Here is a 24,058-nt window from a genome sequence, read left to right on the forward strand (position 1 = left end):
TCAGGCTCCGTACACCGTGGTGTCGTCGTCGGCGTCCTTGGCTACGCGTTTGGACAGGTAGAGCATTTCCAGCGCGAGCTCGATCGCGGCGGCGATCCGGCCGGACGAGTCGTCCGGTTCGACGCCGGCGCGGGCGGCGACGTCGTGCAGGACCGGCAGCTCGGGCAGCGCGGCCAGTACGTCCCGGCCGGGCACCCGCTCGCCGGTGGTCACAAGGTTGCCGTCGGCAACAGCATGCGCCAGTGGGGTGAGATCCAGCCCGGCGAACCGCTCGCGCGCGGTGTCGGCCACCGAACGGCGCAGCAGGTACTCCAGCAGTTCGATCTCGCGCCCTTCCTCGCCGGGCTCGAACTCCAGCTTGCCGCGCAGTACGGCCGGTACCGCTTCGAGATCGACCGGACGCGCGACCGCGGGTTCCTCGCCCGTGATCGCGGACCGGCGCAACGCGGCGGCGGCGATCGTCTCGGCCGCGGCGACCGCGAACCGCGCGGACACGCCGGACCGCTGATCGATCGACGTCGACTCGCGCAGGTGCCGGACGAACCGCGCCAGCACCTCCAGCAGCGGCTCGCCGACCTCGGCGGTGAACTCGGCCTCCTGCCGGATCACGTCCACCTCGGCGTCGATGTCGAGCGGGTAGTGGGTCCGGACCTCGGCGCCGAAGCGGTCCTTCAGCGGCGTGATGATCCGGCCGCGGTTGGTGTAGTCCTCCGGGTTGGCGGTTGCCACCAGCAACACGTCCAGCGGCAGCCGGAGCGTGTACCCACGGACCTGGATGTCGCGTTCTTCCATCACGTTCAGCAGCGCGACCTGGATCCGTTCGGCCAGGTCCGGCAGTTCGTTGATCGCGACGATGCCGCGATGCGCGCGCGGCACGAGCCCGAAGTGGATGGTCTCCGGGTCGCCGAGGCTGCGGCCTTCGGCCACCTTGACCGGGTCCACGTCGCCGATCAAGTCACCGACGCTGGTGTCCGGCGTGGCTAGCTTCTCGGCGTACCGGAGGTCGCGGTGCAGCCAGGCGACCGGCAGGTCGTCGCCGAGCTCGGCGGCGCGGCGGCGGGAGGCAGGCGTGATCGGGTCGAGCGGGTGCTCGGGCAGCTCGGCGCCCTCGATCACGGGGGTCCACTCGTCGAGCAGTCCGACCAGCGTACGCAGCAGCCGGGTCTTGCCCTGCCCGCGCTCACCGAGCAGGACGACGTCGTGCCCGGCGAGCAGGGCACGTTCGAGTTGGGGGATGACGGTACGGGTGAAGCCGACAATGCCCGGCCAGGGATCACGCCCGGCCCGGAGGGCAGTCAGCAGGTTGTCACGGAGCTCGGCCTTGATCGACCGAGGAAGGTATCCGGCGGCCCGGAGGTCACCAGCCTTACGGGGAAGTTCAGCAGGTGCACTAGTCACTTTGACGACGTTAGCTCGCTCTGCCCAAAGTGCACGTCGTTTATCTCAGCGCCTGGGCGCGATGTACCCGGCCTACTTCGTGATGCGCTCCAGGGCGGCGCGGATGTCGTTCCACGCGGTGGCTTCGTCGAGGCCCTGTTCGAGCAGGATCTTGGTCGCGACGCCGGCCTGGTCGCGGTAGAAGGCGAGCAGCAAGTGCTCGGTGCCGACGTAGTTGTGCCCGAGCGTCAACGCCTCCCCGACCGCCCCTTGCAGCACGTGCGCGGTGCGGCGCGTGTACGGCGGGTTGTCCGCGTCGAGCTCTACACTCTCCGCACCGGCTGGGCTCTCCAGGTCCACCGCGGCGCGCACCGAGTCGGCCGTAATGCCGTGCGCAAGCAGCACCAGGGTCGCCACCGCCCGCGGCTGGCTGTAGAAGGCGAGCAGCAGGTGCTCGGTCCCGATGTACGTGTGGTTGCGCTCCCGCGCGACGTCCGCGGCGGCAGCGACCACCGCCTTCGTCCGCTCGGTGTACCGGTCGAACGCCGGCTTGCTCGTCCAGGAATCGGCGAACCGCTTGTGCGCGGCCTGCTTGCTGACGCCGAGCACCGCGCTGATCTCCACCCAGGACTTGCCGGCGCCGCGGGCCCGATCGACGAAGAAGCCGAGCGCGGCGTCGCTGGTCGTGGTGAGTTCGCTGATCGTCGCCGCGGCGGTCGCGAGCTGCTCGAGCTCGTCGTCGCTGCCGGCGTCGGTCTTGATCGTGGTGATGAGTTGCTGCAGATCCGGTCCGGGAGTCATATTGTCAACCTTAGGTTGACCATTTGATTGCGTCAACCTTGGGTTGACGGACTACGGTGAGCTGTGTGGACGGGATTGCGGACGTGATCGGCGGCGGGCTGCGGGTGTTGTTCTGTGGGATCAACCCTGGGCTGATGTCGGCGACAACCGGGCACCACTTCGCTCGGCCGGGCAACCGGTTCTGGCCGGCGCTGCAGCTCAGTGGGTTCACCTCCCGGCAGCTGATGCCGGCCGAGCAGCAGGAGCTGCTGGACTACCGACTGGGCATCACCAACGTGGTGGACCGGCCGTCTGCCAAGGCGGCTGAGCTGACGCGGGCGGAGCTCGTTGCCGGCGGGGAGAACCTGACCGCGAAAGTACTGACGTATCAGCCGGAGTGGCTTGCAGTACTGGGCGTCACGGCTTACCGGGACGCCTTCGCGGAACGGAACGCGGCAGTAGGCAAACAGGACCGCACTATCGGCACTACGCGCGTGTGGGTGCTGCCGAACCCGAGTGGACTGAACGCCCACTACACCCTGCCGAAGCTGGCTGATGCGTTCGCGGAGCTGGAGCGGGTCAGTTGACGGACTGACACTGGTCGTTCGGCAAAATAGCCACATGCGTCTGCCTGAGCTGCTGCGTGCGATCGACGGACTCTCGTACGCCCAGCGTGTACGTCTGCTCGCCGACCGGGCGCAACAGCTGACCGGACTACTGCCACAGCTCGGTGGCGGCAGTAGCTTCGAGCGCCTCCTCGGTCTGCAGGTCGCTGAGGTCACCCGCGACGCCGCGTACGTCAGCCGGATGCTGCGCGATCCAGATCCAGCCGTGCAGTCACGTGCACTCGCTGCGGTTGGCCGCGGAGTACCTGTCCCGGACGATGACCTGCGGATCGCGTACGACGATGCACCGGCCGCACTACGGTCCAGGCTGGTGTCGTTGGTGCGCCGGCAGCGGCGCGAGCACCTCGCCGTACGGCTGATCGATGAGCACCGGGCGCGGTGGGGTGACGTAGCGGCAACCGGGCTGCTGGACGCGACCGATGACGCTACGGTGGCGCGCCTGCTGCCCGAGCTGGCGTACTGCGTGACACCCGGTGGCTGGCGCGAGCTCGCACGACACCACTCTGCTGTAGTACTCGCGTACGCCACCGAAACGCTGCCTGCCGGCGAGGACCGGGACGAGTGGTGGCAGGGCGTCGGCCACGGAGTCACCGCGGCACTTGATATCGCACCGGATGCAGTGATGACGCTGATCAAGCAGGCAGTACCTGCGCATGATCTGCCGGCTGCAGTGCTTGACGTGCTCGGTCCTCTGACTGACCAGGACCCGTCTGGCGTGCTGGACCTACTCATGGCACCGGACCGGCTCGGTGTGGTCTCACGGGCGCTCACCCCGGCGTACCAGCGTCGTCTGCACAGGTACTCCGACGATGAGCTGATCGCATTGGGCCGAGTCGTGTGGCCGCAGTTGTCCAGCTTGTTGCATGCACTGGCTCCGTCGCGGCGGGCCGCGATCTTCACGGGCGTTACCGCGTACGTCGATCTGGGTCAGGCTCGGTTGGACAACGACCTGCTGGACGTACTGCCGCATGCGGCGCGCATTGAGCAGGCTCGGCGGATGCTGGCGTTGCCGGTCATCCGGGAGGACGCTGCACTGCGTCGAAACGTCAGTGCCTATCTGCCGTACGCCGAGGCGTTTGCACTGCTCGAGGCCGACGTACGCGAGCCGGATGCTGGGGTGCGTAGTGCTGTCTACCAGGCAGTCATTCGGTCGGCCGGGCTCGGGAGACAGCCGGAGCAGGTGGTTGAGGCTGTTGAGTGGACAGCAGAGCGGTTGCGCAACGACCAGGACCCGGTGCGGCTCGCTGCTTTGCACTCTGTCGCGGCGCTACCTCCAACACTGCTCACCACTGCGCTGACGGTGCCACTCGACAGGTTGTTGTCTGATGCGCTGAACGCCCGCGACACGTCGTGGGCGACGCGGCGTGCGCTGGCGAGCCTGGCTGAACGTGCTGTTGTCCGGGGTGCGATCGCTGACCAGGCCGGCGTACTGGAGTGGGGTCTGCAGGCTTACGGACGGTCGGCAGAGAACATGGGCAGGCTCCGGCTGTACGGACTGGTCGACGGACTGCCCCGCAGACGCGAGACCGACGTGTACGAGGCGCTGCGGCCGTCTCTTGAGGCAGCGGCGAAGCGGCAGGACTACCGGCTTGTACTGACCGTGGCTGAGGCATTCGGTCGTCGCGGGTGGTCGCTGGAAACGCTGCAGGACGTACTGGAGCAGGCGGTGTGGTCCGGGCAGGACAACATCGTCGAAGAAGCCTGCAGGTACTGGCTCGACGCACCGGCGACCCGCCGGGACCGAGTCGAGCAGATGATCAACCGCGACGTCCGGATGGCGCGCTGGCATCCGGTCTGGTGGCTCGTTACCGAACTACGCACCGACCTGCTCGATCCGGTGTTCACGGCAGCCGACCAGCTCCGGCGGTTCGACCAGGACTACTCGTGGGAGGTGCCCAGCTACGCGCTGCGGACCTGGCTGCCGCGGCAGCAGGCCCGGTACGCCGAGTTGCTGGTTGGCGTAGCGCGTGACGAGCGGACGCCGGAGTGGTACCGGGCGTTGGCTGTGAAGACGCTGGGACGAGTGCCGTCTGCTGGGCGGGCTGCTTTGGACCAGTTCCTGACCAGTGACGACGTACTGCTGCAGGAGGCTGCGCTGGCTGCACTGGCGTGGACTGATCGACCTGACGAGGCAGTGCCGGTGCTGTTGGCGCATGCAGGTGATGATCGGGCGCGGGTCGCTGTGTACGCCGCTGGGCGTGCCGCCCGCTACGTACGACCCAGTCTGTTGCCTGGGTTGCTGCAGCCGGTGCTGGCTGGGGATGCCGTCAAGGTGACAGCACGCAAAGAGGTAGTACGGCTGCTCGGTGAGCTACGGGCGCCGGGTGCTGGTGCCGTGCTTACTGAGACCTGGGCGGGTGCACACCGGGACGTACGAGCCGCCATCACCCGGACTGCCTCGCAGTACTTGCTGTACGACCCGGCGGCGTGGGCAGTGCTGCAGCAGGCCGTACACGACTCAGCCGCGACTGCACTGGCTCTGACAGCGCGCCGGGCGTACGACGTACCGCTCGCCTTCCGATCGAGGTACGCGGACCTGCTGATCGCGGTGACGACCCGAGCCGAGCCGGAGATCGTCAACGCCGCTCTGTTCGCATTGCCACGCTGGGCGCCGTACAACGCGGCCATAGCTCAGGTATGCGCCGACTTCATCACCAGACTGTCGGACCGCACCGCCGTGTGGCGCCTCGCAACCAGCGCCCTGGTCACCGTCGTCGCAGCGTCGTCCTCCAGCCTTCCGGTACTGCTAGACGTCGTAAGTCTGCTGGTGCGCCTGGAGACCGACCCCAACCTGCCGAACGCAACCGTCGACCGTGACCACCCCGCGGGCCAACGCCTGACCTATCTGGTCGACCAGCTGACCAACCACGTCAGCCAGCGTTCCGCAAACATCCGTCAGCTGCTGAAGCCGGTAGCCGACGAGCTGACTGCGTCTGACTTCGCGCACGCTCGGATACAGCTACTAGTCACCGCCCTGCACTCCCCCGCCGACGACCTCCCTGCCCTACTGACCACCGTCACCCACGACCCTCTGGCCGCCCTGACAGCTGCGACCCTCCTAGAACACCGCCTGTCCACAACCGAACACACCTGGACCCCCGAGTCCCTCCTCCCCACCGCCACGTCCCTCACCCACCAACCCCCGCCACCAGCCCCCGCCCCCGGCGCCACCAAGGCTCCAGCCGCCCGTTCCACCACCGACTCTCTCCCTGCCACGACTGACCTCGCCGCCGACCCCGCACCCGGGATCGCGGCCGGTTTGCTGGCGTGTGCCGTCATCTCCGCAGCGGCCCCTCGGGCCGGCTGGCCACCGGCCTGGCGCGACCTACTGACTGCCCTCCGCAACCACCCGTCCCCCGCCGTCCGTCGTCAGGCCCTCGGTCTCCACACCGCCCCCGAGTAACCGGATCAGGCCGGCGCCACCACGATCACGTTGTCGTCCGGCCCCAAGGTGAGTGGTTCGAGTTTCGGCGGGTTCAGCACAACGCCGTACCCGGGAGCGAGGTCACTGCGGCTGTGCACCCGGTAGCCGATCGCACTGTGCCCCTGGCGGCGGGCCGACTCGATCACGGTCGCGAAGTTCGCCTCCATCGCCGGTACGAGGTAGTCGCCGGCGGACTTGAGATAGATCTCGGAACCCGCGGGGTCGAACAAGTCACCGAACACGGCTTGCAGGTGCCGGTTCTCCGCCAGTTGCGTCAGCAGCAGACTGATCAGCTTGCTGCTGACGATGAAGTCGTCGGCCTTGGTCACCTGGGCAACCTGCCGGTTGTTGTCGTCGTACATCTCGGTCACGATCGAGAACGGGTCGCCGAGCCGTACCTCGATGTCGCGCAGGTGGAGCAGCGTCACCAGGGTCCGGTCGTCGGCGTGATCCGGATCGATCCGGTCGTCCGCGAGTACGACCACATGCTGGTACATACCGAGTCCGAGCGCCTCGAGCGACGCCCTGGTGGTGGGCTCGCAGGCCTTGTAGCCGACGGTGAGATTCGCCCTCGCGGCCTGCACCGCGGCCGTCGGCTCGACCGGCGCGGCGATGTCCAGCCGCGAACCTGGCTCCACGAACCGGTCCAGCAGATCGATGATCTTCGTGGCGCGCGCGTTCCAGCCGATCAGCAGCGTACGGTCCGGCGCCGGTGGCCGGTCGGTGGGCGCGGCGATCGCGGCCTCGACGATCGGCGCCGGGCTGTCCGCGATCTTGATCAGCAGGTCGTCCTCGGCGAGTACGACGAGTTTGTCACCGGTCTCGATCGGCGTGTCCGTCGACGGGTTCAGCAGCATCTGCCCGGGCTTGTGCACGCCGACCGGAACACCCAGCGAGTACGCGTTCAGTGCTTCGCCGTACGACGAACCCGCGAGCCGCGCGGCCGGCGCCAGGTAGAACTCGCTGCCCGCGAAGTCCAGTAGATCGATACACACCGCGGACAGGCCGGCCTGCCGGTGCGACTGCACGACCAGCCGAACCATGATGTCGTCGGCATCGACCAGCAGCGCGTCGTCGCCGGCCGCCAGCCGGGCCGCGGCGAGGTTGTCCGAGTCCAGCACCGCGGCGACCACATGCGGCCTGGTCTTGTCCCACTGCCGGTTGTTCAGCAACAGCAGGGTTTTGATGACGTCGATGTCGGCCTCGGGGCCGGTCGGCGGCAGCACCAGGATCGCGCGGGCGGTGTCCGGACTGACCAGCTCCAGGTCCGCCCGCTTCAGCGGACTCCCCGACCGGCAGATCACCCGGATACTCCCCGCCTCCGGAATCCGCGCCCGGATCCTATCCTCCATGTCGACCTTGTCCTGGTCCGCCAGTACGACGACGCAGGCCCGGCGGCGATGCCCCTGGTTGGCCCGGGCGAGTTCGCCGATCACGGTGAACACCTCGTCCGACCAGCCCAGCACGATCGTGTGGCCGGTCTCGATCAGCTGTGACTTTCCCTTACGCAGCTGGCTGATCCGATTGTCCAGACCGGTTGTCAGGACACCGATCAGGGCGCTGACGATGAAGATGCCGCCGACGGTCACGGTGAGCATCAGCCCGAGGAACACCGGACGGCCGGTGTCGCCGCCCATCGTTCCGGGGTCGAGCGTACGCAGCAGGCTCATCCACGCGACCCCACCCCAACCGCCGCTCGCCTCGGTGTCGGAGTTGGTGAGTACGACGACCAGCACCGTCACCACCGCGATCAGACCGACCGACGCGAGCCCGAGCCAGCCGATCAGCGCCGGCGTACCGCGGTCCATCGTCCCGTCGAACCAGTACCGCAATCGCTGCCGCCACCTGATCCGCCGTACCGCCGCCACGCCAGCCACCTTCCTCGAGCCCTACCGCTTACCGGTGCAGAACGCTAACAGCGCACGGTTCTCGCCCGGCCGGGTTGCCCTGGGAGCGGCCTTGGAAGGGGTCTTGGAAGGGGTCTTGGACAAGGAGGCGTCCTGGAAAGGACCGGCTCGGGATGACAACCGTTCCCGGCAGGCGCGCGTCGTCCTGATTGCCCCCGATCAAGATACGGAGACGTAATGCCTCTGCTCGGAATGCCTCAAGGCGGCGAATGGCTGGTCATCCTCGCCATCGTCCTGCTGCTCTTCGGCCCCGCCAAGCTACCCGGCCTGGTACGCCAACTGGGCCGCTCGAAGAAGGTCTGGGAGGAGGAAGTGAATCCCGGCTCCGAGCAAACCACCAACCAGCCACCCGCTGCCCCAACCGCGACGCCCAACCAACCAAACCGCAGACCCTCCGAGGAACCACGGCCGTAGACCACCAGCAACTCAACCGACGAACGCAGACCCCCAGCTACCCCGGGGCGCACACCTATTCCCCGAGCCACTCCCGGCACCCCGACCCGCACGCTCGACGCAGCAGCGGGTCCACCCTCGACTACTCACCCGGAGGCTGCTGAACCTCCGGCTGGACAGCGGGTGGCTCCTGCGCCTCCGGTGGTCGGCGGGTGCCTGCTAGCTCTCGCGGTGGTCGGCGGGTGGCTGTTGTGCCTCTGGCTGGTCGGTGGGTGGTTGCTGGGCTTCGCGGGCGCGTTTGCGGCGTTTGCCTTCGTGCATGGCGGCTACCCGAGCGACAGGAATGGCTCGCCCCTCCTCCAGCAGATCTTCGGGGATCGCCTGTGGCGCGGGTAGCTGATCGGCCCACCGGTCGGCCGCCCCGAGCAACCCCGGTGCCGTACGGACCGTGAAGTCCCGCGGCGTCACGTTCTCCAGCTCCTCCCACCCAACCGGAAACGACACCGTCGTACCCGGCCGGACCCGCGGACTGTACGCCGCGACAACCGTCGCACCACCAGCCCGCGTCGAGTCGACGAACACCTTCCCGTGCCGATCCGCCTTGATGTACGCGGTAGTGGCGACCGACGGATCGAGCTTCTCGGCCCGCGCCGCGATCGCCCGGGTGGCAGCCGCGGCATCCTCGATCCTCACATTGTCAACAATCGGCACGATCACGTGCACCCCTTTCGCGCCGCTCGTCTTGACCCCGCCGCTCAGCCCGGCCTCGGTCAGCGCCTCCCGCACCAGCAACGCCGCCCGCACCGTCATCGCGAACGTCTCGCCTTCCGGCGGGTCCAGGTCGAGCACCAGGTGCGTGACCCGGTCCCACCGGGCGGCGCGCATCAGCGTCGGGTGGTACTCGACCGCGCGCTGATTCGCGAACCAGAGCAGCGTTCGCCGGTCGTCGCACAACGCGTACGCCACCTCACGCTTGGACGCCTCCGCCCAAACCGGCACGGTCTTCACCCACTCCGGCGTGTACTTGGGAACGTTCTTCTGCATGAACGCGGGCTGCCCCGGACGAATCCGCACCACCGACAACGGCCGTCCGCACAACTCCGGCAGGATCCGCTCGTGCACGGCATCCAGATAGTCGACCAGATCACGCTTGGTCGCCTCAGCCCCGTCGAACAACGGCTGATCCAGATTGGTAAGCCCAACCCCATCCCGCGTCTCATCCGGCTTCCGGCTACCCGGCACGCTTCCTCCCTCGGCGCCTACTGACCCTCCCCCGACCTTAGAAGACGTACCAGGGCATCGAGAACCGTCTTTTCCTCGCCGGGCTGGAGGGTTTGGGGGTTGAGGGCGATCGCGTCGGGCGGCAGGTTGAAGGTGCCGACGGAGATTCGTGGGTTGCCGTCCCAGAGGGCCTGGACCACCTCGTCCCGGTCGCGGGTCAGGCGGAGTACGGCGCGGCTGTGCGGCTGGCCGGCTTCACTTGGATAGCCGCGCTCGACCACCGCACCGGGCAACCCCTGCAGGCCGGCGATCCAATCGTCGACAATCCGCTCGTAGCCGGCCAGCAGTTCGTCCTCGTTCTGGGCGAGGGTCCACTCGACCGCGGCGAGCAACCCGAGCAGTTCCTCCTTCCCGACCTTCATCCCGCGTCCGAGCTCGTGCTTCGGCGAGGTGTGCACACGCAGATTGTCAACAATCGCCTGCTTGCCCAGCACCAAGCCACTGGCTTGCGGACCGCGCAGGCCTTTCCCGCCGCTGACGATCACGGCGTCCGCGCCGAGGTCCCGGGTGAACCGCCACAGGCTCGCGACCGGCGGGATCTGAGCCGCCGCGTCCACGATCACCGGTACGCCGGCCTGGCGAGCGCATTGCACGACCTCTTCCACGCTCAATGCACCCGCTGCGTAGTGCGCGCCCGCGAACCACAGAACGCAGGCAGGCTTGCGATCGAGCGCGGCGCGGAGCTCGTCAACCGATGGTCCGATCTCGACGATGCGAGCGCCGATGAAGCGAGCCGAGTAGTCGTAACCATTGCGTTGGCTGGCGAACATGACGATCTCGGCGTCGGTCGGGAACGCCTGCGATTCGGTCGTGACGCAGGCGGCAACCGTCAGCGTGATGGCAGCCGCCGCCCCCGAGGTCACGTACGCCGACTCATTGTGCGTCAGCTGGGCGAGGCGCTCACTCACCCGCAGGTTCAGCTCCGGCAGGTCGACGAACTGCGCCGCCGCGTCGTTCATCGCCTTGATCACCGGCGGCGGCATCAGCGAGCCACCGAGAACGGTGACCGTCGCGTTGGCATTGATGACCGGGCGTACGCCGAGCAACGCGTTCGATGGTTCCCGACCGGTTCGCGGCCCCGAACGAACTGGAGGCTCCGGGCGGATGCGTGGCTCCGAACGAGCTGGAGGCTCCGGGCGGATGCGTGGCTCCGAACGAGCTGGACGCTCCGGATGGATGCGTGGTTCCAGACGGGCTGGTGGGTCCGGAGGTGCTGAGGGCTCTGTCATGCGATGAACTTTGACATCGCGGGTACGCCGGATCGTTCTGCCAGCCAGGCGTCGAGGGAATCGTTGTCGGTGCCGTCCAGATGTGTGACGTCGTACACCTCCGGGTCGGGCAGCGCCGACAGCAGCGGGCCGCACCAGTCGGTGTCATCGGTGGCCAACAGCGTTCGGGCCGCGATCGCCGGTGCGTGCCGGACCGGGTCGAAGTACGACAACGTGGTGGCGAGTGCGTCTTCGGACGAGCCTGCGCGGAGGTGATCGTTGAGTTCCTCCAGCGGATAGAGGCATGACTTCAGCCGTGCCTCCATCGCGCGGTAGAACAGCAGGTCCGTCACCCGTACCGAGGTGAATCCAGGCCGCCGTGCCGCGGTCAGGATCGCCAGATCGTCCCCGCTGACCGCAACCCGCTCAGGGTCAACCTCAGACAACCCGCGCAGGAACTCCGCGGCTCGTAGACAATCCGACGCGATGCCGCGGTAGATGTACGTCGCCGGATCGTCGATGTCCATTGTCAACAATCCTGGGTACTTGGCCGCGAACCCTTCGTCCGCCAGCCGCTGACCGCGGTGCATCAGACTCAGGACCACGTACCTGCCGCGGTCGTTCGGGTGCGGGATGTTGTTGACACTTCCGTACCGCGGGGTGATCAGCAGCGCGGGGAACGGTCCGTCGCCGGCCGGGATGCTCAGGTTCCCGTACACGCGGTACGGGCCGGTGCTGGTGAGGCGCAAGGTGTAGAACGTTGCCTCGTCGGTCGTCCGTGCCGGCACCCGGTCCAGCACCGGCCGGCCGGGGATCGCCGCGAGTTCCTGATCCACCTCGGCCCAGTAGGTCTCGAAGTCCATTCGGTTCACCTTTCCGGGGTGAGGTGTTCGGCGAAGAAGTCCTCGACGACGCGCATCACGTCGGGCAGACCGGCGTGGTGGGCGCAGTGCGGGTACCTGCGCAGCGTCTTCTCGCAGGTCAGCGCTCGGTGCAAGGCGAAGCCGGTCTCCGGTGGGCAGACATCGTCTTCCATCCCGACATACAGCAAGGTCGGCGCTTGTACCTTCGGCGCGAAGTTCAGCCCGTCGTAGTACGCGACCGTCTCGCGGACCCGGTCCACGTCTTTGGGGTGAATCCGCAGGTACTCGTTGATCTCTTCGTACGGGTACGAGCGGGTGAGCGTCGGCGCGGTCATGATGCCGCACAGGTACGGGGCGCCGGCCGCGACGCAGCGGATCGCGTCGGGCATCAGCGCCGCGGTGGAGATGCCGAGGCCGCCGCCCTGGCTGGAGCCCTGCAAGCCGATCCGCTGATTGTCGACATCCGGACGATCCAGCAGCACTTCGACCGCGCGGACGACGTCGAGGTAGAAGCCGCGGTAGCCGTAGGTGTTCGGGTCGACGATGTTGTGGGTCAGGAGGCCGGGATAACCCGGGTTGAAGACACTGTTCGAGCGCAGCTTGCCGCGCGGCGCGACGGCGAGCGCGGCGTACCCGAGCTCGGACCACTCCTTCGGGATCGTCGGCTCGGAGATGTACCCCGGAATCGTGACCAGGGCCGGGTGTGGGCCGGGGCGGTTGCGCGGGGTTGTGTACCAGCCGGCGATCCGCAGGCCGCCGTAGCTGGTGTATTGCAGATCGTAGACAATCACCGTCTCGGTGGAGAGTGCCGGCTGCTCGGTCAGCACGGGGTCCAGCGGATAGGAAGCACAGTCCGCCAGGCCGGCGGCCCAGAACTCGTCGAAATCAGCTGGTCGCTCGACCTCGACTGCAAAATTCTCTATGTCCCGCAAGAGCGTTTTCCTTCCCAGACAAGTGGAGTCTCAGGCCGGCGCCCCGGAGCGCGGGGTGCAGGTTTGAGGTGTGCGTGTGGTGCTGGTGGTGGTTCATCGGGGGGATTGCAGGGCGGTGCCGGTGGTGGGGTGGAAGAGGTGCAGGCGGTTGGGGTTGAAGGCGACGTGGACGGTGCTGTCGTGGCCGAGGCGGAAGGGGGTGGGGACTCGGGCGCGGATCAGTTCGCCTTCGATGCGGACGGTGACCAGGACGTCGGGGCCGAGGGGTTCGGTGACGAAGACCTTGCCGGGGTGGTGACCGTCGGCCGGCGTGGTGGACAACGTGATGTCCTCCGGCCGGATACCGAGCACCACCTGACGGGAAGAACCGGAAACCACCGCGGACTCGGCCGCCGTGGATCCGGCAACCGTGTCGGCCACTGCGGATTCGGCCGCCATGAAGGCGGGGCGGGCGGAGGTGGAGCCGGCGGATGTGGGGTCGGCGGATGTGGGGTCGGCGGAGGTGGGGCCGGCGGGGTGGGTTGGTGGGTGGAGGGGTTGGGTCAGGGCCGGGGAGCGGAAGTGGAGGGTGCTGCCCTCGTGGACGAGGTCGCCGGTGAGGAAGTTCATCGGGGGTGAGCCCATGAAGGAGGCTACGAAGCGGTTCGCGGGGCGTTCGTAGATTTCTTCGGGGGTCGCGCATTGCTGGATCACGCCGTCGCGCATGACGGCGATCCGGTCGGACATGGTCATTGCCTCGACCTGGTCGTGGGTGACGTAGATGAAGGTGCGGGCCACGTCGACGTGCAGCCGTTTGATCTCGGCCCGCATCAGGACGCGGAGCTGGGCGTCCAGGTTCGACAGCGGTTCGTCCAGCAGGTAGGCGCCGGCGTCGCGGACGATCGCCCGGCCGAGGGCGACGCGTTGCCGCTGGCCGCCGGACAGTTCGCGGGGTTTGCGGTCCAGCAGGTCCTCGATGTCCAGCGTTCGCGCGGCCTGCCGGACCTGCTCCTCGATCGTTGCCTTCGGCACCCGCATCATCTTGAGCGCGAAGCCGATGTTCTGCCGGACCGTCCGGTGCGGGTAGAGCGCGTAGCTCTGGAACACCATCGACACGTCCCGCTTGTTCGCCGGCAGCCAGCTGACCGGTTTGCCGTCGAAGAAGATGTTCCCCGCGCTGGCCCGTTCCAGCCCGCAGATCATTCGTAGGGTTGTCGACTTTCCACAACCGGAGGGGCCGACCAGGGTGAGGAATTCGCGGTCCTCGACGGTCAGGTTCAGATTGTCGACAACGGTCTTGCCGCCGAACGACTTGCTGACATTCTCCAAACGCACTTCAGCCATCGCCTCAGCCCTTCACTGATCCGGCTGCCATGCCCTGGACCAGCTTGCGCTGGAAGAGCAGAGCGAGTACCAGGGGTGGGACCACCGCGAGCACACCGGCCGCGGCCATCACGGTGAACTGGGTGTTGAAATCGGTGGCGAAATTGGCCGCCACCACCGGAATCGTCTTCGCCGCCTTCGAACTGGTCAGGAACAACGCGAACATGAACTCGTTCCACGCGGTCATGAACGCGAACACCGCGGCCGCCACCAGTCCCGGCGCGGCCACCGGCAGGAAAACCGTCCACATCGTCCGGAACCAGCCGCACCGGTCCACCCGGGCGGCCTCCTCCAGTTCGCGCGGCACCGACCGGAAGAAGTCCTTCAGAATCCAGATCGTGATCGGCAACGCGAACGTCGTGTACGAAAGGATCAGCGCCAGGTACGTGTCCAGCAACCCGAACGATCGCATCAGCAAATAGAACGGAATGATGATCGCGATCCCCGGCACCATCCGGGTGAGCAGGTACAGCACGAGCAGCACCTGGCTCCCGCGGAACTTCAGCCGGGAGAACGAGTACGCCGCGAACGTGGCCAGCACCAGGTTCAGCACGGCGGTCGCCGTCGCCACGATCAGGCTGTTCCGCAACGAGTACGGCGTTTCCGAAACTGCCCGTCCACCGACCAGTTGCTGCGCATCGTCCGGGCGTACGAACCCGAGGTAGTTCTCCAGGGTCGGATGCACCGGAATCCAGTGCGGCGGCACCGAGATCGCATCCACCTCGTGCATGAAACTCATCGCGACAATCCAGTAGAACGGCAGCACCAGGTACAACCCGAACACCACCGCCAGTACGTAAAGCGCGATCTTCTTCCACGGAATCCGGTACCGGAGCGGAACTTTCACGGCGGTACTCATGCCTCGAAGTTTCCTTTCCGGTAGAGGAGCCCGATATAGCCGACCGAGATCAGCAGCGTGATCGCGGTGATCACCCAGGCGTACGCGCTGCCGAGACCGAAGTCGGTGAAGGTCAGGACGGTTTGTACGTCGAGCAGCGCGATCGTGGTCGTCGCGTCACCGGGTCCGCCGCCGGTGAGTACGTAGATGGTGTCGAAGGCGCGGAACGCGTTCATCGTCTCCAGGATCAGCACGATCAGGAGCGGATGCAGGAGCCACGGCACGGTGACCTGGGTGAAGCGCCGCCAGGCACCCGCCCGGTCGACCGTCGCCGCGTCGTACAACTCTGATGGGATTGTCGACAATCCGGCGAGCAGGATGATGACCGAGAACGGCAGCGTGTTCCACACCTGCGCCAGCGCGGTGAAGAGGAACGCGCCGGTGCCCGACGTCAGCCAGGCGTGATAGTTCTCGATCAGACCGAGCTGTTGCAGCAGGCCGTTCAACGCACCTGTCTTCGCGTCGAAGATCGTCCGCCACATCAGGCCGTTCACTACCCCAGGCATTACCCAGGGCAACAAAGCGAGACTCAGCAACAATCCGCGACCACGGAACCGTTCGTTCAGCACCAGCGCCAGGATCAGCGCGAGTACGACGGTCAGCCCGAGCACCACGAGTACGAACAGCGCCGACACCTTCAACGCGGACAGAAACGCGTCGTCGCCGAGCAATGCCTTGTAGTTGTCGAACCCGATGAACCGCCTGGCCCGCGGGCGTTTCAGGTTGTGCTTCTGCAGGCTGACGTAGAAGGAGTACCCGATCGGATACGCGACCAGCAGGGCGATCACCACCATCGCCGGGGCGTTCAGCGCCCAGGCCTTGGCGGTGTCGCCCAGCGGGCGGCGTTCGGTGAAAGCGACCATGCTCAGGAGTACTTCTTCTTCAACGTCCCGGCGGTCCGCGCGAGCGAGTCGACCGCGGCGGACGGCTGCGTCTGGTTGCTCAGCACCCCTTGCACGACCTTGTGCATCTCGGTCTCGAATTCGGTATACCAAGGCACCCCGAGCACGTTCCGCGGTTTCGCGATCTCGGCCAGGTGCGCGTACACGGCCGGATCGGCGAACTTCTTCAGCGCCGCGACGATCTCCGGATCGGTCGCCATCGACTTGTACGCGAACCCGAGACCGCGCTGCAGGAACCAGAACCGCGCGGTGTACGGCTTCTTGTCCGCGCCGAGCCCACCCAGGTACGTCAGCAGTTTGACGGCGTTGTCCTTGACCTCGGTGTCCTTGGCCAGCGCGTACAGCCGGGTGTTGCTGACCGTGCCGTGCACCTTGCCGTCCAGGCTCGGCATCAGCGCCATCTTCATCTTCCCGGCTGCCTTCGACTTGGCCGGATCGTTGTAGTCACGCAGGGCGTACCGGGCGCCGATCGTGAACGCGTACCGGTTCGACTTCATCGCGTTGTCGATCGGCACCGGGAGCAACTGCAGCGACGCCGGGTCGATCACCTTGGTGGTGCTCGCGGCATGCTGCAACCAGGTGAACACGTCCTTGGTCACGTGATCGCTGGTGTTCATGATCGGCGCCTGCTGGTCGTCGAACATGCTGCCGCCACTTCCGTATACCAAAGCCCACACCCAGGCCCACCAGGTGTCGGACAGCTGGGCAGGCAGACCGATCGGGTACTGCAGAAGGCCGGCGTTCTTGATCTTGACGGCCTGGGCCTCGAGTTCGTCCAAGCTGGCCGGCGGTTTGCTGATCCCGGCCTTGGCAAGGATTTCGGCGTTGTAAACAAGGCAGTTCGAGTCGGTGTAGTACGGCAGCCCGTAGCGCTTTCCGCCGTACGTCATCGCCTCCGCGTTGCCCGGGTAGATCGCGTCGTACACCGCGTCGACGCCAGGCAGGCCGTCGAGCGGTTGCAGGTAGTCGCCCTCGACCCAGGCCGCGAGCGAGTCGTCGTACACGTACAGCGCGTCCGGGCCGCCACCACCGGTGAACTCGGCAACGACCTTCTGGACGTACTGCGCGCTCGTGATCGGTGTGTAGTCGACCTTGATGTTGCTGGTCTTGGTGAAGTTGTCGAGGTTCTGCTGGACCAGCGCGGCTTCGTAGTCCCAGCCTTCGAACTTCACGCTGCCGTCGCCGGCACCACCACCTCCGGACTTGCCGTTCGAACAGGCGGACAGCAGGGCAGGGGTGGTCAGGCCGAGACCGGCTAACTTGAGGATGTTCCGGCGGGTGAGCTCCATGGTTGTGCCTCCAACGCTTGGGCGATGCGTAGTCGGTACAGGCGCGACGGGCGTCCCTTCGGATGGTGCTGGGCGGTGCCTTCGGCACTCACCAAGCCGCCCGCGTCGAGGGTGCGGATCAGCCGGCGTCCGCTCTGATCCGTGATGCCGAGATGACCGGCAAGCTCTCCAGGCGAGAGCGTGCGGCCTTGCAGTTCCTGGTCCAGCGCGGCCAGCCGGGAAACGGTGGTCGCACTCAGACCGACGTACTTCGCCAGCTGTTCGATTTCGTCGCCGTGCTCGCGGTACGAGAACCGCAGCGCCTCGCCGGCCGGACCCATCGGTCCGATCACGACGCCGCTGTCCTCGAACAGGTACGCGCAAGGTTCGTCGGACAGTTCAGCCCGCGCCGCGGCCTGCTCGGCGAGCAGCACGCAGTTGCGCGCGGACACGCCGACCCCGAACCCGGCCGAGATCTGTACCCCGAGCGCCGCGGCGGCCTCGGCCAGCGCGGGTACGCCGACCCAGTTCTGGGTGATGCGCTCGAACAACGCCTTGTGCGCGAACACGACCACCCCGCGGCGCCCGCGGTTCTCGATCCAGGCGCCGGCGAACTCCGGGGTGTTGAGCAGCTGGTTCATCAGTCCGATCCGGGCGCGTTCCTCGTCCGTGGACTGCGAAATCAGGAAGACCCCGGCGGCGAACCGTTGCGCGCTGGCCCGGTCCGACTCGATCCGCAACGCGAGCTCGTGCAGCTCGGTCCGGATCGTGGCCGGTACCGGCATCCCGCTGATGATCGGCAGCCGGCCGGCCAGCTGTTCCCGAACCGCGGCGCGGACGCTGATCACGAAACTGCGCTCGCCGAACCGCCGGTACGCGTCCCGGTGGAACTCGGCGATCTCGTCCACGGTCTGGGTCGGCGCGTACGGCAGGCAGGCGACCTGGTCCTGGTCGAGGTCCAGCGCGGTCGCGACCGCCTCGACCGCATCGGCCGCGAAGGTGTCGATGCTCACCGGCGTACGCACCCAACCGCGCTCCTGGGCGCGATAGAGCGCGAGGGTCAGATCGAGCGCCGACGAGCGGATCACGCCCACCGGCAGCCCGGGCGGAAGCAGTTCGCGACTGGCCGTGTACGGCACCGGGCCGGCCAGGAACCCGTCGAGCCGGGTCGTACTCAGGAACTCGGCGACCCGGTCGCGGATCTCGTCCTCGTGGTCGTAACTGACCCAGGCGAGATCCACCCCGCCCAAGGTCCGCGCGGCGTCCTGGAACAACTCGTGGTGAGCCGCATGGGTGACGACTCCGATCACGATGCCCACGGCACTCCTTTACGAACCAGGTTCGGAAATGACTCGTAAATCCAATGCCGACAAAGTTCCCCCGAATTGCCCCATCAGGTCAAGAGATCAGCCGCGATTCGATCACCCACCCCCAGAACCATTTCAGCGGTGAACCTCCGCCCTCGCCCCTTCACCACCCGCACCCAACTGGTGAAGGGGTGCGCCGGGACGTTAACCCCCCAAATGGCAGCAGCCGGCGCTGTTGGAGTGGGTGGTCAGGGGTGGAGGGTCGGGTGGTAGATGAGTTCTTGGATGTTGTGGTCGAGGGTTCGGGAGTCGATGAGTTCCAGGTCGTAGTCGGCGGCTCCGTGGAAGATCGGGTCGGCGCCGGTGCGGCCGGTGAGGACCGGGAAGATGGTGACCTGGAGGCGGTCGACGAGGCCCGCGGACATCAGGGCGCGGTTCAGGGACAGGCTGCCGTGGGAGCGGAGCGGGACGTCGGATTCCTGCTTCAGGCGGGTGACGATCTCCACCGCGTCGCCGGACTCGAGCGTGGCGTTCGACCAGGTCAGTGGGGCTGACAACGTACTGGAGACGACGGTGATCGGCATCGTCATCATCCGGGTGTTGACCGGGTCCGCGTACGCGGAATCCGCCGGCGACGGGCCGAGGATTTCGACGAACTGCCGGTAGGTGTTGGCGCCGAGGACCAGGCGCTGGTCCTCGGACAGGGCAGCCAGGCGGCGGTCGAGGAACTCGGGGCCCTGTTTGCCCCAGTAACCGCCCCAGTCACCGGGCTCGTCGTACGAGCCGAAGCCGTCCAGCGTGCAGAAGATGTCGAAGGTGTACAGCGCGGTCATGATGAACTCCTTGAGATCCGGTTACCAGTGCAACGAACAGACCGCACCGGAACCGACAAACGACCGGCGGTAGCTCGGCGCCGTTGCACCGGAACCGACAAACGACCGGCGGTAGCTCGGCGCCGCACCGGAACCGACAGGAGATCAGCCGCCGGACACGCCGATCTCCGCGTCGGCCAGGTCGGCGGTGAGACCGTCGGTGTCGTCCAGCCAGCCCTGCGGCAGGACGATGTGGTCACGCGGACTCCCCTGCCGACCGCGCGGAGCGCCCAGCTCGGCGACCGGGAACGGCACCGCCGGGTCCAGCTCGGCAAGCAGCTCGTCCAGCCGAGCCAGACTGTCGACCATGCCCAGCGCGGCGCGAAGCTCACCGCCGGCCGGGAACCCCTTCAGGTACCACGGCACGTGCTTCCGGAAGTCGCGCAACCCGCGCTGCTCCCCCATCAGATCGGCCAGCAGCTCACCGTGCCGCCGCATCACCACCGCGACCTCGCCAAGGGTCGGCAGGTTCAGCGCCTCGCCCCCACCGAACGCGACCGCGAGATCGCGGAACAGCCACGGCCGCCCCAGGCACCCGCGCCCGACGATCACTCCGTCGCAGCCGGTCTCCGCGACCATCCGCAGCGCATCGCCCGCCTCCCAGATGTCCCCGTTCCCGAGCACCGGAATCGAAACCTGCGAGACGAGCTCGGCGATCGTCGACCAGTCCGCCTGCCCGGAGTACGCCTGCGCCGCCGTACGCCCGTGCAGCCCGATCGCCGCCGCGCCGGACTCTTCCGCGATCCGGCCCGCGTCGAGGTACGTCTGGTGCGACGAGTCGATCCCGATCCGCGTCTTCATCGTCACCGGAATCCCGTACGGCTCCGCCGCCCGCACCGCCGAGCGCAGGATCGCGCCGAGCAGATTCCGCTTCCACGGCAGCGCCGCCCCGCCACCCTTGCGCGTCACCTTCGGCACCGGGCAGCCGAAGTTCAGGTCGATGTGCGCGACCCCGTACGCAGCACACAGGATCTCTACGGCCCGCCCGATGTACACCGGGTCGACGCCGTACAGCTGCACCGACCGTACCGTCTCGCGCGCGTCGAAAGTGAGCATGTCGAGCGACTTCTGATCACCCTCGACGATCCCGCGGGACGTGATCATCTCGCACACGTACAGGCCGGCGCCCTGCTCGGCGCACAGCCGCCGGTACGCGGCGTTGGTGATGCCGGCCATCGGCGCCAGCACCACCGGTGTGTCGATCGTCAGATTGCCAAGCTTGAGCACGACTACGCCTTCTTCACCGTGACCTGGCCGTTGCCGGTGACCTGGGCGCGGTACTCCTGGACGGCGTTGCCGGTCGTCGTCACGTTGCACCCGATCGGCAGGCCGGAATGGACGACGATGCCGACGTCCTCCATCTCGCAGGTCACCTTCGCGGCATCGGACGCGGCCCGGAGTACGGCGTCGACCACCTTCGCCCGGACGATCGCCACCTCCTCGGAGGTGAACTTGTACGACGCCGTGTACTGCTTCGAGTCGACCGTCAGCGTGCCGGTGAACGGCTTCCCGGCGTACGTGACCGTGCAATCGAGCTTGTGCTGACCGGCTGCTTCGACCTTGTCGATGCCTGGGCACTTGACCGTGGTCTTCGCGGCGCGGCCGGCCGCGATCTGGGTCTGCTTGGAGATCGCGAACGTGATCCGGTCCGCCAGCGGCGCGTCGTCGGCCGGCGCGCCGGTGACCTTCGGCGTCGGCCACGGCGTACTCGGCGTGGGCAGCGCGGTCAGCACCGGCGTCGACGCGGACGGGACCGGCGTACCCGACGACTGACCTGGGCCGGACGAGCTCGTCCCGTTCGAGGGCGAGGCCTCCGGTTTGCTGTCCGAGCAGGACGACAGCACGAACACGACCAGGGCCGTGAGACCGAAAACGGCCAGCCCGAAACGTACCCGCTCCCCCGTCAGCTTCATCGTCAGCAACCCACCAGATGCTGGGCGAGGTAGCCGGTGACCTCGGTCAGCGCGACCCGCTCCTGCTTCATCGAGTCGCGTTCCCGGATCGTCACCGCCTGGTCCTCCAGAGTGTCGAAGTCGACGGTGATGCAGTACGGCGTACCGATCTCGTCCTGGCGGCGGTAGCGGCGGCCGATCGCGCCGGCGTCGTCGAAGTCGACGTTCCAGTTCCGCCGCAGCTCGGCGGCCAGGTCGCGGGCCTTCGGGGACAGGTCGGCGTTCCGGGACAGTGGCAGGACGGCGGCCTTGACCGGCGCGAGCCGCGGGTCGAAGCGCAGCACGGTCCGCTTGTCGACGCCGCCCTTCGCGTTCGGCGCCTCGTCCTCGGTGTACGCGTCCAGCAGGAAGGCGAGCACGTTCCGGGTCAGGCCGGCCGCGGGCTCGATCACGTACGGGGTCCAGCGCTCGCCCTTTTCCTGGTCGAAGTACGACAGGTCGGCGCCGGAGTGCTTCGAGTGCGTGGTCAGGTCGAAGTCGGTGCGGTTCGCGATGCCTTCGAGCTCGTCGAACTCCTTGCCACCGAAGTTGAACTTGTACTCGATGTCGACGGTGCGCTTCGAGTAGTGGCTGAGTTTTTCCTTCGGGTGCTCGTAGAACCGCATGTTGTCCGGGTTCAGTCCGAGGCCGGTGTACCAGTCCCAGCGGGCCTTCAGCCAGTACTCGTGCCAGTCCTCGTCCGAGCCGGGCGCGACGAAGAACTCCATCTCCATCTGCTCGAACTCGCGGGTCCGAAAGATGAAGTTGCCGGGGGTGATCTCGTTCCGGAAGCTCTTTCCGACCTGGGCGATGCCGAACGGCGGCTTCTTCCGGGCGGTGCCCATCACGTTCGCGAAGTTGACGAAGATGCCCTGCGCGGTCTCCGGGCGGAGGTAGTGCAGGCCCTCCTCGGACTCGACCGGGCCGAGGTACGTCTTCAGCAGGCCGTTGAACATCCGCGGCTCGGTGAAGGTGCCCTTGTTACCGCAGTTCGGGCAGGCGAGCTCGGCCAGCTTGACGTCGTCGGCGTCCTTGTTCTTCCGGCGGGCGTAGTCCTCACGCAGGTGGTCGTCACGGAACCGCTTGTGGCAGGACTGGCACTCGGTCAGCGGGTCGACGAATTCGGCCAGGTGCCCGGACGCCTCCCAGACCTGGGTCGGCAGGATCACCGACGAGTCCAGCCCGACCACGTCGTCGCGGCCGGTCACCATTGTGCGCCACCACTGGGTCCGGACGTTGTTCTTCAGCTCGACGCCGAGCGGGCCGTAGTCCCAGGCCGACTTGGTACCGCCGTAGATCTCGCCGCACGGGTACACGAAGCCTCTCCGCTTGCTGAGGCTGACGACGGCATCGACGGTTTCGACGGGCACTTTTGGACTCCAGAACAGGCACAGACGATCAACGGAAGAGACCAGGCTATCGGTCCCCGGCGCCCACTATCGAATCCGTGCTACATCAGCAAATCTTCGTATGCGGTCGGCTCGTCGAGCGCCTGCGACAGCAGCGGTACGGCGGCGAGCTTCACGTCGTAGGGCGACAGCGCCCGCCGGTAACTCCCGACGTTCTCGAATTCCAGCGTCAACGCCAGCAACTCCGGGTCGTCCACGTTCCGCCCGACCCGCGCCGAAACAAACCCCTTCTGCCGCGACAACACCTCGACCGCGGCCCGAACCCGCTCCGAAAACCCACCCTGCTCGGCCTCAGCCACCCGGAACCTGATCACCACGAACACGGGGAACACTGTAGGACCTGGAACAATGGGGGTATGAGTTCCCCCAGTGGTCAGTCGGTGAGTGGGTTGCGGCAGCGGGTCACGAAGGTGAGTTACCCGTATGTGGCGAAGCTGCATGGTGCGCCGAAGTTGACGTTGCCGGGGATCACCTTGGTGCTGGCGCTGGCCGGAGTGTTCGCTCCGGTGGCGGTCGGGGTGCCGGCGCTGGTGTTGCTGGCGTTGCTGCTCGGGTGGCTGGCGTTCCTGTCCTGGCCGGCGGTGACCACCGGGCCGCGGTTCCTGCGGCTGTTCTCGATCCTGGTGATCCTGCTGTTCGGAGTCTCCCGAATCGCCAACGGCTGAACCACCGGCACCTCAACCACCGGCAGCCGAGACCGCGGCCGGCTGAGTTACGGGCGGCCGAGGCTGTCGTAGGCTGCCTCGACCGCGGCGGCGCGGAGCTCGGACACCGGCTCGTGGTCGATCATCACCGCGCAGTCGGAGAGTCCGCCGAGCGCGACCATGCAGCGGACCACGTCGGACAGTGACGGGTTGCTGCCGACGAGCAGTTCGCCGAGGGCGCCGCGCCACTCGATGAAGCGGTCGGCGAGGTTCAGTTCCTGCAGCACCGACAGGTCGCGGATCGCCAGCCGGATCACCGTCCGGTGCCGGTAGCCGAGGTCGAAGTACGAGCCGAGCAGTTCCTTCGGCTGGATCGGCGCGGCGGCGCGGAGCTCGGCCGCGTACGCCTCGAAGTCCTTGACCATCGGCTCGACCAGGCTGTTCAGCAGGTCCTCGCGGGACGCGAAGTGGTAGTACAGCGCCGGTTTGGTGACGCCGAGGCGCTCGGCGATGTCGCGCAGGCTGGTCTGCCGCACGCCACGCTCGGCGAACAGGTCGAGCGCGGCCTGCTGAATCCGCGCCCGGGTGTCACCGGTCCGTTGTCTCGGCATAGCGCAAGATTATCTGACCTTCCGTTAAGTAAGCCATTGACAACGCCCGGCCCGTTTACTTAC

At 67.3% G+C, this 24,058-nt stretch carries 22 protein-coding genes; 4 read left to right on the top strand and 18 right to left on the bottom strand.

Annotated features, from left to right (window positions below):
• Both HDA44_RS13880 and HDA44_RS13885 read right to left on the bottom strand, forming a co-directional pair.
• Complete coding sequence (locus tag HDA44_RS13880; protein ID WP_184834454.1) at positions 1-1,398, bottom strand: ATP-binding protein; 1,398 nt, start codon at positions 1,396-1,398, stop codon at positions 1-3.
• Positions 1,399-1,470: 72 nt separating this feature from the next.
• Complete coding sequence (locus tag HDA44_RS13885; RefSeq protein ID WP_184834456.1) at positions 1,471-2,178, bottom strand: ATP-dependent Clp protease ATP-binding subunit; 708 nt, start codon at positions 2,176-2,178, stop codon at positions 1,471-1,473.
• A gap of 65 nt (positions 2,179-2,243) precedes the next feature.
• Here HDA44_RS13885 and mug point away from each other — a divergent pair, with 65 nt between their 5' ends.
• Positions 2,244-2,744 (top strand): G/U mismatch-specific DNA glycosylase, encoded by a 501-nt coding sequence (mug, locus tag HDA44_RS13890; protein WP_319038100.1) that lies wholly within the window; start codon positions 2,244-2,246, stop codon positions 2,742-2,744.
• Positions 2,745-2,778: 34 nt separating this feature from the next.
• Positions 2,779-6,186 (top strand): hypothetical protein, encoded by a 3,408-nt coding sequence (locus HDA44_RS13895; RefSeq protein WP_184834458.1) that lies wholly within the window; start codon positions 2,779-2,781, stop codon positions 6,184-6,186.
• A 5-nt stretch (positions 6,187-6,191) separates the two neighbouring features.
• Here the strand turns inward: HDA44_RS13895 and HDA44_RS38515 are convergent, their stop codons facing one another.
• Complete coding sequence (locus HDA44_RS38515; protein ID WP_202887352.1) at positions 6,192-8,075, bottom strand: CASTOR/POLLUX-related putative ion channel; 1,884 nt, start codon at positions 8,073-8,075, stop codon at positions 6,192-6,194.
• A gap of 216 nt (positions 8,076-8,291) precedes the next feature.
• Here HDA44_RS38515 and HDA44_RS13905 point away from each other — a divergent pair, with 216 nt between their 5' ends.
• Positions 8,292-8,528 (top strand): twin-arginine translocase TatA/TatE family subunit, encoded by a 237-nt coding sequence (locus HDA44_RS13905; RefSeq protein ID WP_184834460.1) that lies wholly within the window; start codon positions 8,292-8,294, stop codon positions 8,526-8,528.
• A gap of 198 nt (positions 8,529-8,726) precedes the next feature.
• On the opposite strand, the gene ligD is transcribed toward HDA44_RS13905, so the two are convergent.
• The 14 genes from ligD to HDA44_RS13975 form a co-directional block, all read right to left on the bottom strand.
• On the bottom strand, positions 8,727-9,749 hold the full coding sequence (ligD, locus tag HDA44_RS13910) for a non-homologous end-joining DNA ligase (RefSeq protein ID WP_184834462.1): 1,023 nt from the start codon (positions 9,747-9,749) through the stop codon (positions 8,727-8,729).
• Positions 9,750-9,766: 17 nt separating this feature from the next.
• Positions 9,767-10,834, bottom strand: a complete 1,068-nt coding sequence (locus HDA44_RS13915) for an aminotransferase class V-fold PLP-dependent enzyme (RefSeq protein WP_184834464.1) — start codon at positions 10,832-10,834, stop codon at positions 9,767-9,769.
• Positions 10,835-11,013: 179 nt separating this feature from the next.
• Positions 11,014-11,859 (bottom strand): acetylxylan esterase, encoded by an 846-nt coding sequence (locus HDA44_RS13920; protein ID WP_184834466.1) that lies wholly within the window; start codon positions 11,857-11,859, stop codon positions 11,014-11,016.
• Positions 11,860-11,864: 5 nt separating this feature from the next.
• Positions 11,865-12,791 carry an acetylxylan esterase gene (locus HDA44_RS13925; protein ID WP_184834468.1) on the bottom strand — a complete coding sequence of 309 codons (927 nt, stop codon included), beginning with the start codon at positions 12,789-12,791 and terminating at the stop codon, positions 11,865-11,867.
• Positions 12,792-12,884: 93 nt separating this feature from the next.
• Complete coding sequence (locus HDA44_RS38045; protein ID WP_184834470.1) at positions 12,885-14,114, bottom strand: ABC transporter ATP-binding protein; 1,230 nt, start codon at positions 14,112-14,114, stop codon at positions 12,885-12,887.
• A 4-nt stretch (positions 14,115-14,118) separates the two neighbouring features.
• Positions 14,119-15,012 (bottom strand): carbohydrate ABC transporter permease, encoded by an 894-nt coding sequence (locus HDA44_RS13935; RefSeq protein WP_184834472.1) that lies wholly within the window; start codon positions 15,010-15,012, stop codon positions 14,119-14,121.
• Complete coding sequence (locus HDA44_RS13940) at positions 15,009-15,914, bottom strand: carbohydrate ABC transporter permease (RefSeq protein ID WP_184834474.1); 906 nt, start codon at positions 15,912-15,914, stop codon at positions 15,009-15,011. Before HDA44_RS13940 ends, HDA44_RS13935 begins: the two co-directional genes overlap by 4 nt.
• Positions 15,915-15,916: 2 nt before the next feature.
• Positions 15,917-17,242, bottom strand: coding sequence for an ABC transporter substrate-binding protein (locus tag HDA44_RS13945; RefSeq protein ID WP_184834476.1), 1,326 nt, complete (start codon positions 17,240-17,242; stop codon positions 15,917-15,919).
• Positions 17,209-18,540 carry a hypothetical protein gene (locus tag HDA44_RS13950; protein WP_202887353.1) on the bottom strand — a complete coding sequence of 444 codons (1,332 nt, stop codon included), beginning with the start codon at positions 18,538-18,540 and terminating at the stop codon, positions 17,209-17,211. The genes HDA44_RS13945 and HDA44_RS13950 overlap by 34 nt, the downstream gene beginning before the upstream one ends.
• Before the next feature lie 236 nt (positions 18,541-18,776).
• Entirely contained in the window at positions 18,777-19,361 is a 585-nt protein-coding gene (locus HDA44_RS13955; protein WP_184834478.1) for a dihydrofolate reductase family protein, read from the bottom strand.
• Positions 19,362-19,505: 144 nt separating this feature from the next.
• Complete coding sequence (dusB, locus tag HDA44_RS13960; protein WP_184834480.1) at positions 19,506-20,627, bottom strand: tRNA dihydrouridine synthase DusB; 1,122 nt, start codon at positions 20,625-20,627, stop codon at positions 19,506-19,508.
• A 2-nt stretch (positions 20,628-20,629) separates the two neighbouring features.
• Positions 20,630-21,313: a hypothetical protein gene (locus tag HDA44_RS13965; protein WP_238352442.1), complete on the bottom strand. Its 684-nt coding sequence runs from the start codon at positions 21,311-21,313 to the stop codon at positions 20,630-20,632.
• 2 nt (positions 21,314-21,315) lie between these two features.
• The gene (locus HDA44_RS13970) at positions 21,316-22,701 is read right to left on the bottom strand and encodes a glycine--tRNA ligase (protein ID WP_184834482.1); all 1,386 of its coding nucleotides are present in this window, start codon (positions 22,699-22,701) and stop codon (positions 21,316-21,318) included.
• 80 nt (positions 22,702-22,781) lie between these two features.
• Entirely contained in the window at positions 22,782-23,063 is a 282-nt protein-coding gene (locus tag HDA44_RS13975; RefSeq protein ID WP_184834484.1) for an antibiotic biosynthesis monooxygenase, read from the bottom strand.
• 33 nt (positions 23,064-23,096) lie between these two features.
• On the opposite strand from HDA44_RS13975, the gene HDA44_RS13980 reads away from it, so the two are divergent.
• Positions 23,097-23,405 carry a DUF6703 family protein gene (locus HDA44_RS13980; RefSeq protein WP_184834485.1) on the top strand — a complete coding sequence of 103 codons (309 nt, stop codon included), beginning with the start codon at positions 23,097-23,099 and terminating at the stop codon, positions 23,403-23,405.
• Positions 23,406-23,452: 47 nt separating this feature from the next.
• On the opposite strand, the gene HDA44_RS13985 is transcribed toward HDA44_RS13980, so the two are convergent.
• Positions 23,453-23,995 carry a TetR/AcrR family transcriptional regulator gene (locus HDA44_RS13985; protein WP_184834487.1) on the bottom strand — a complete coding sequence of 181 codons (543 nt, stop codon included), beginning with the start codon at positions 23,993-23,995 and terminating at the stop codon, positions 23,453-23,455.
• Positions 23,996-24,058 lie beyond the last annotated feature (63 nt).

It is taken from the genome of Kribbella solani (genome assembly GCF_014205295.1).
Taxonomy (GTDB): Bacteria; Actinomycetota; Actinomycetes; order Propionibacteriales; family Kribbellaceae; genus Kribbella; species Kribbella solani.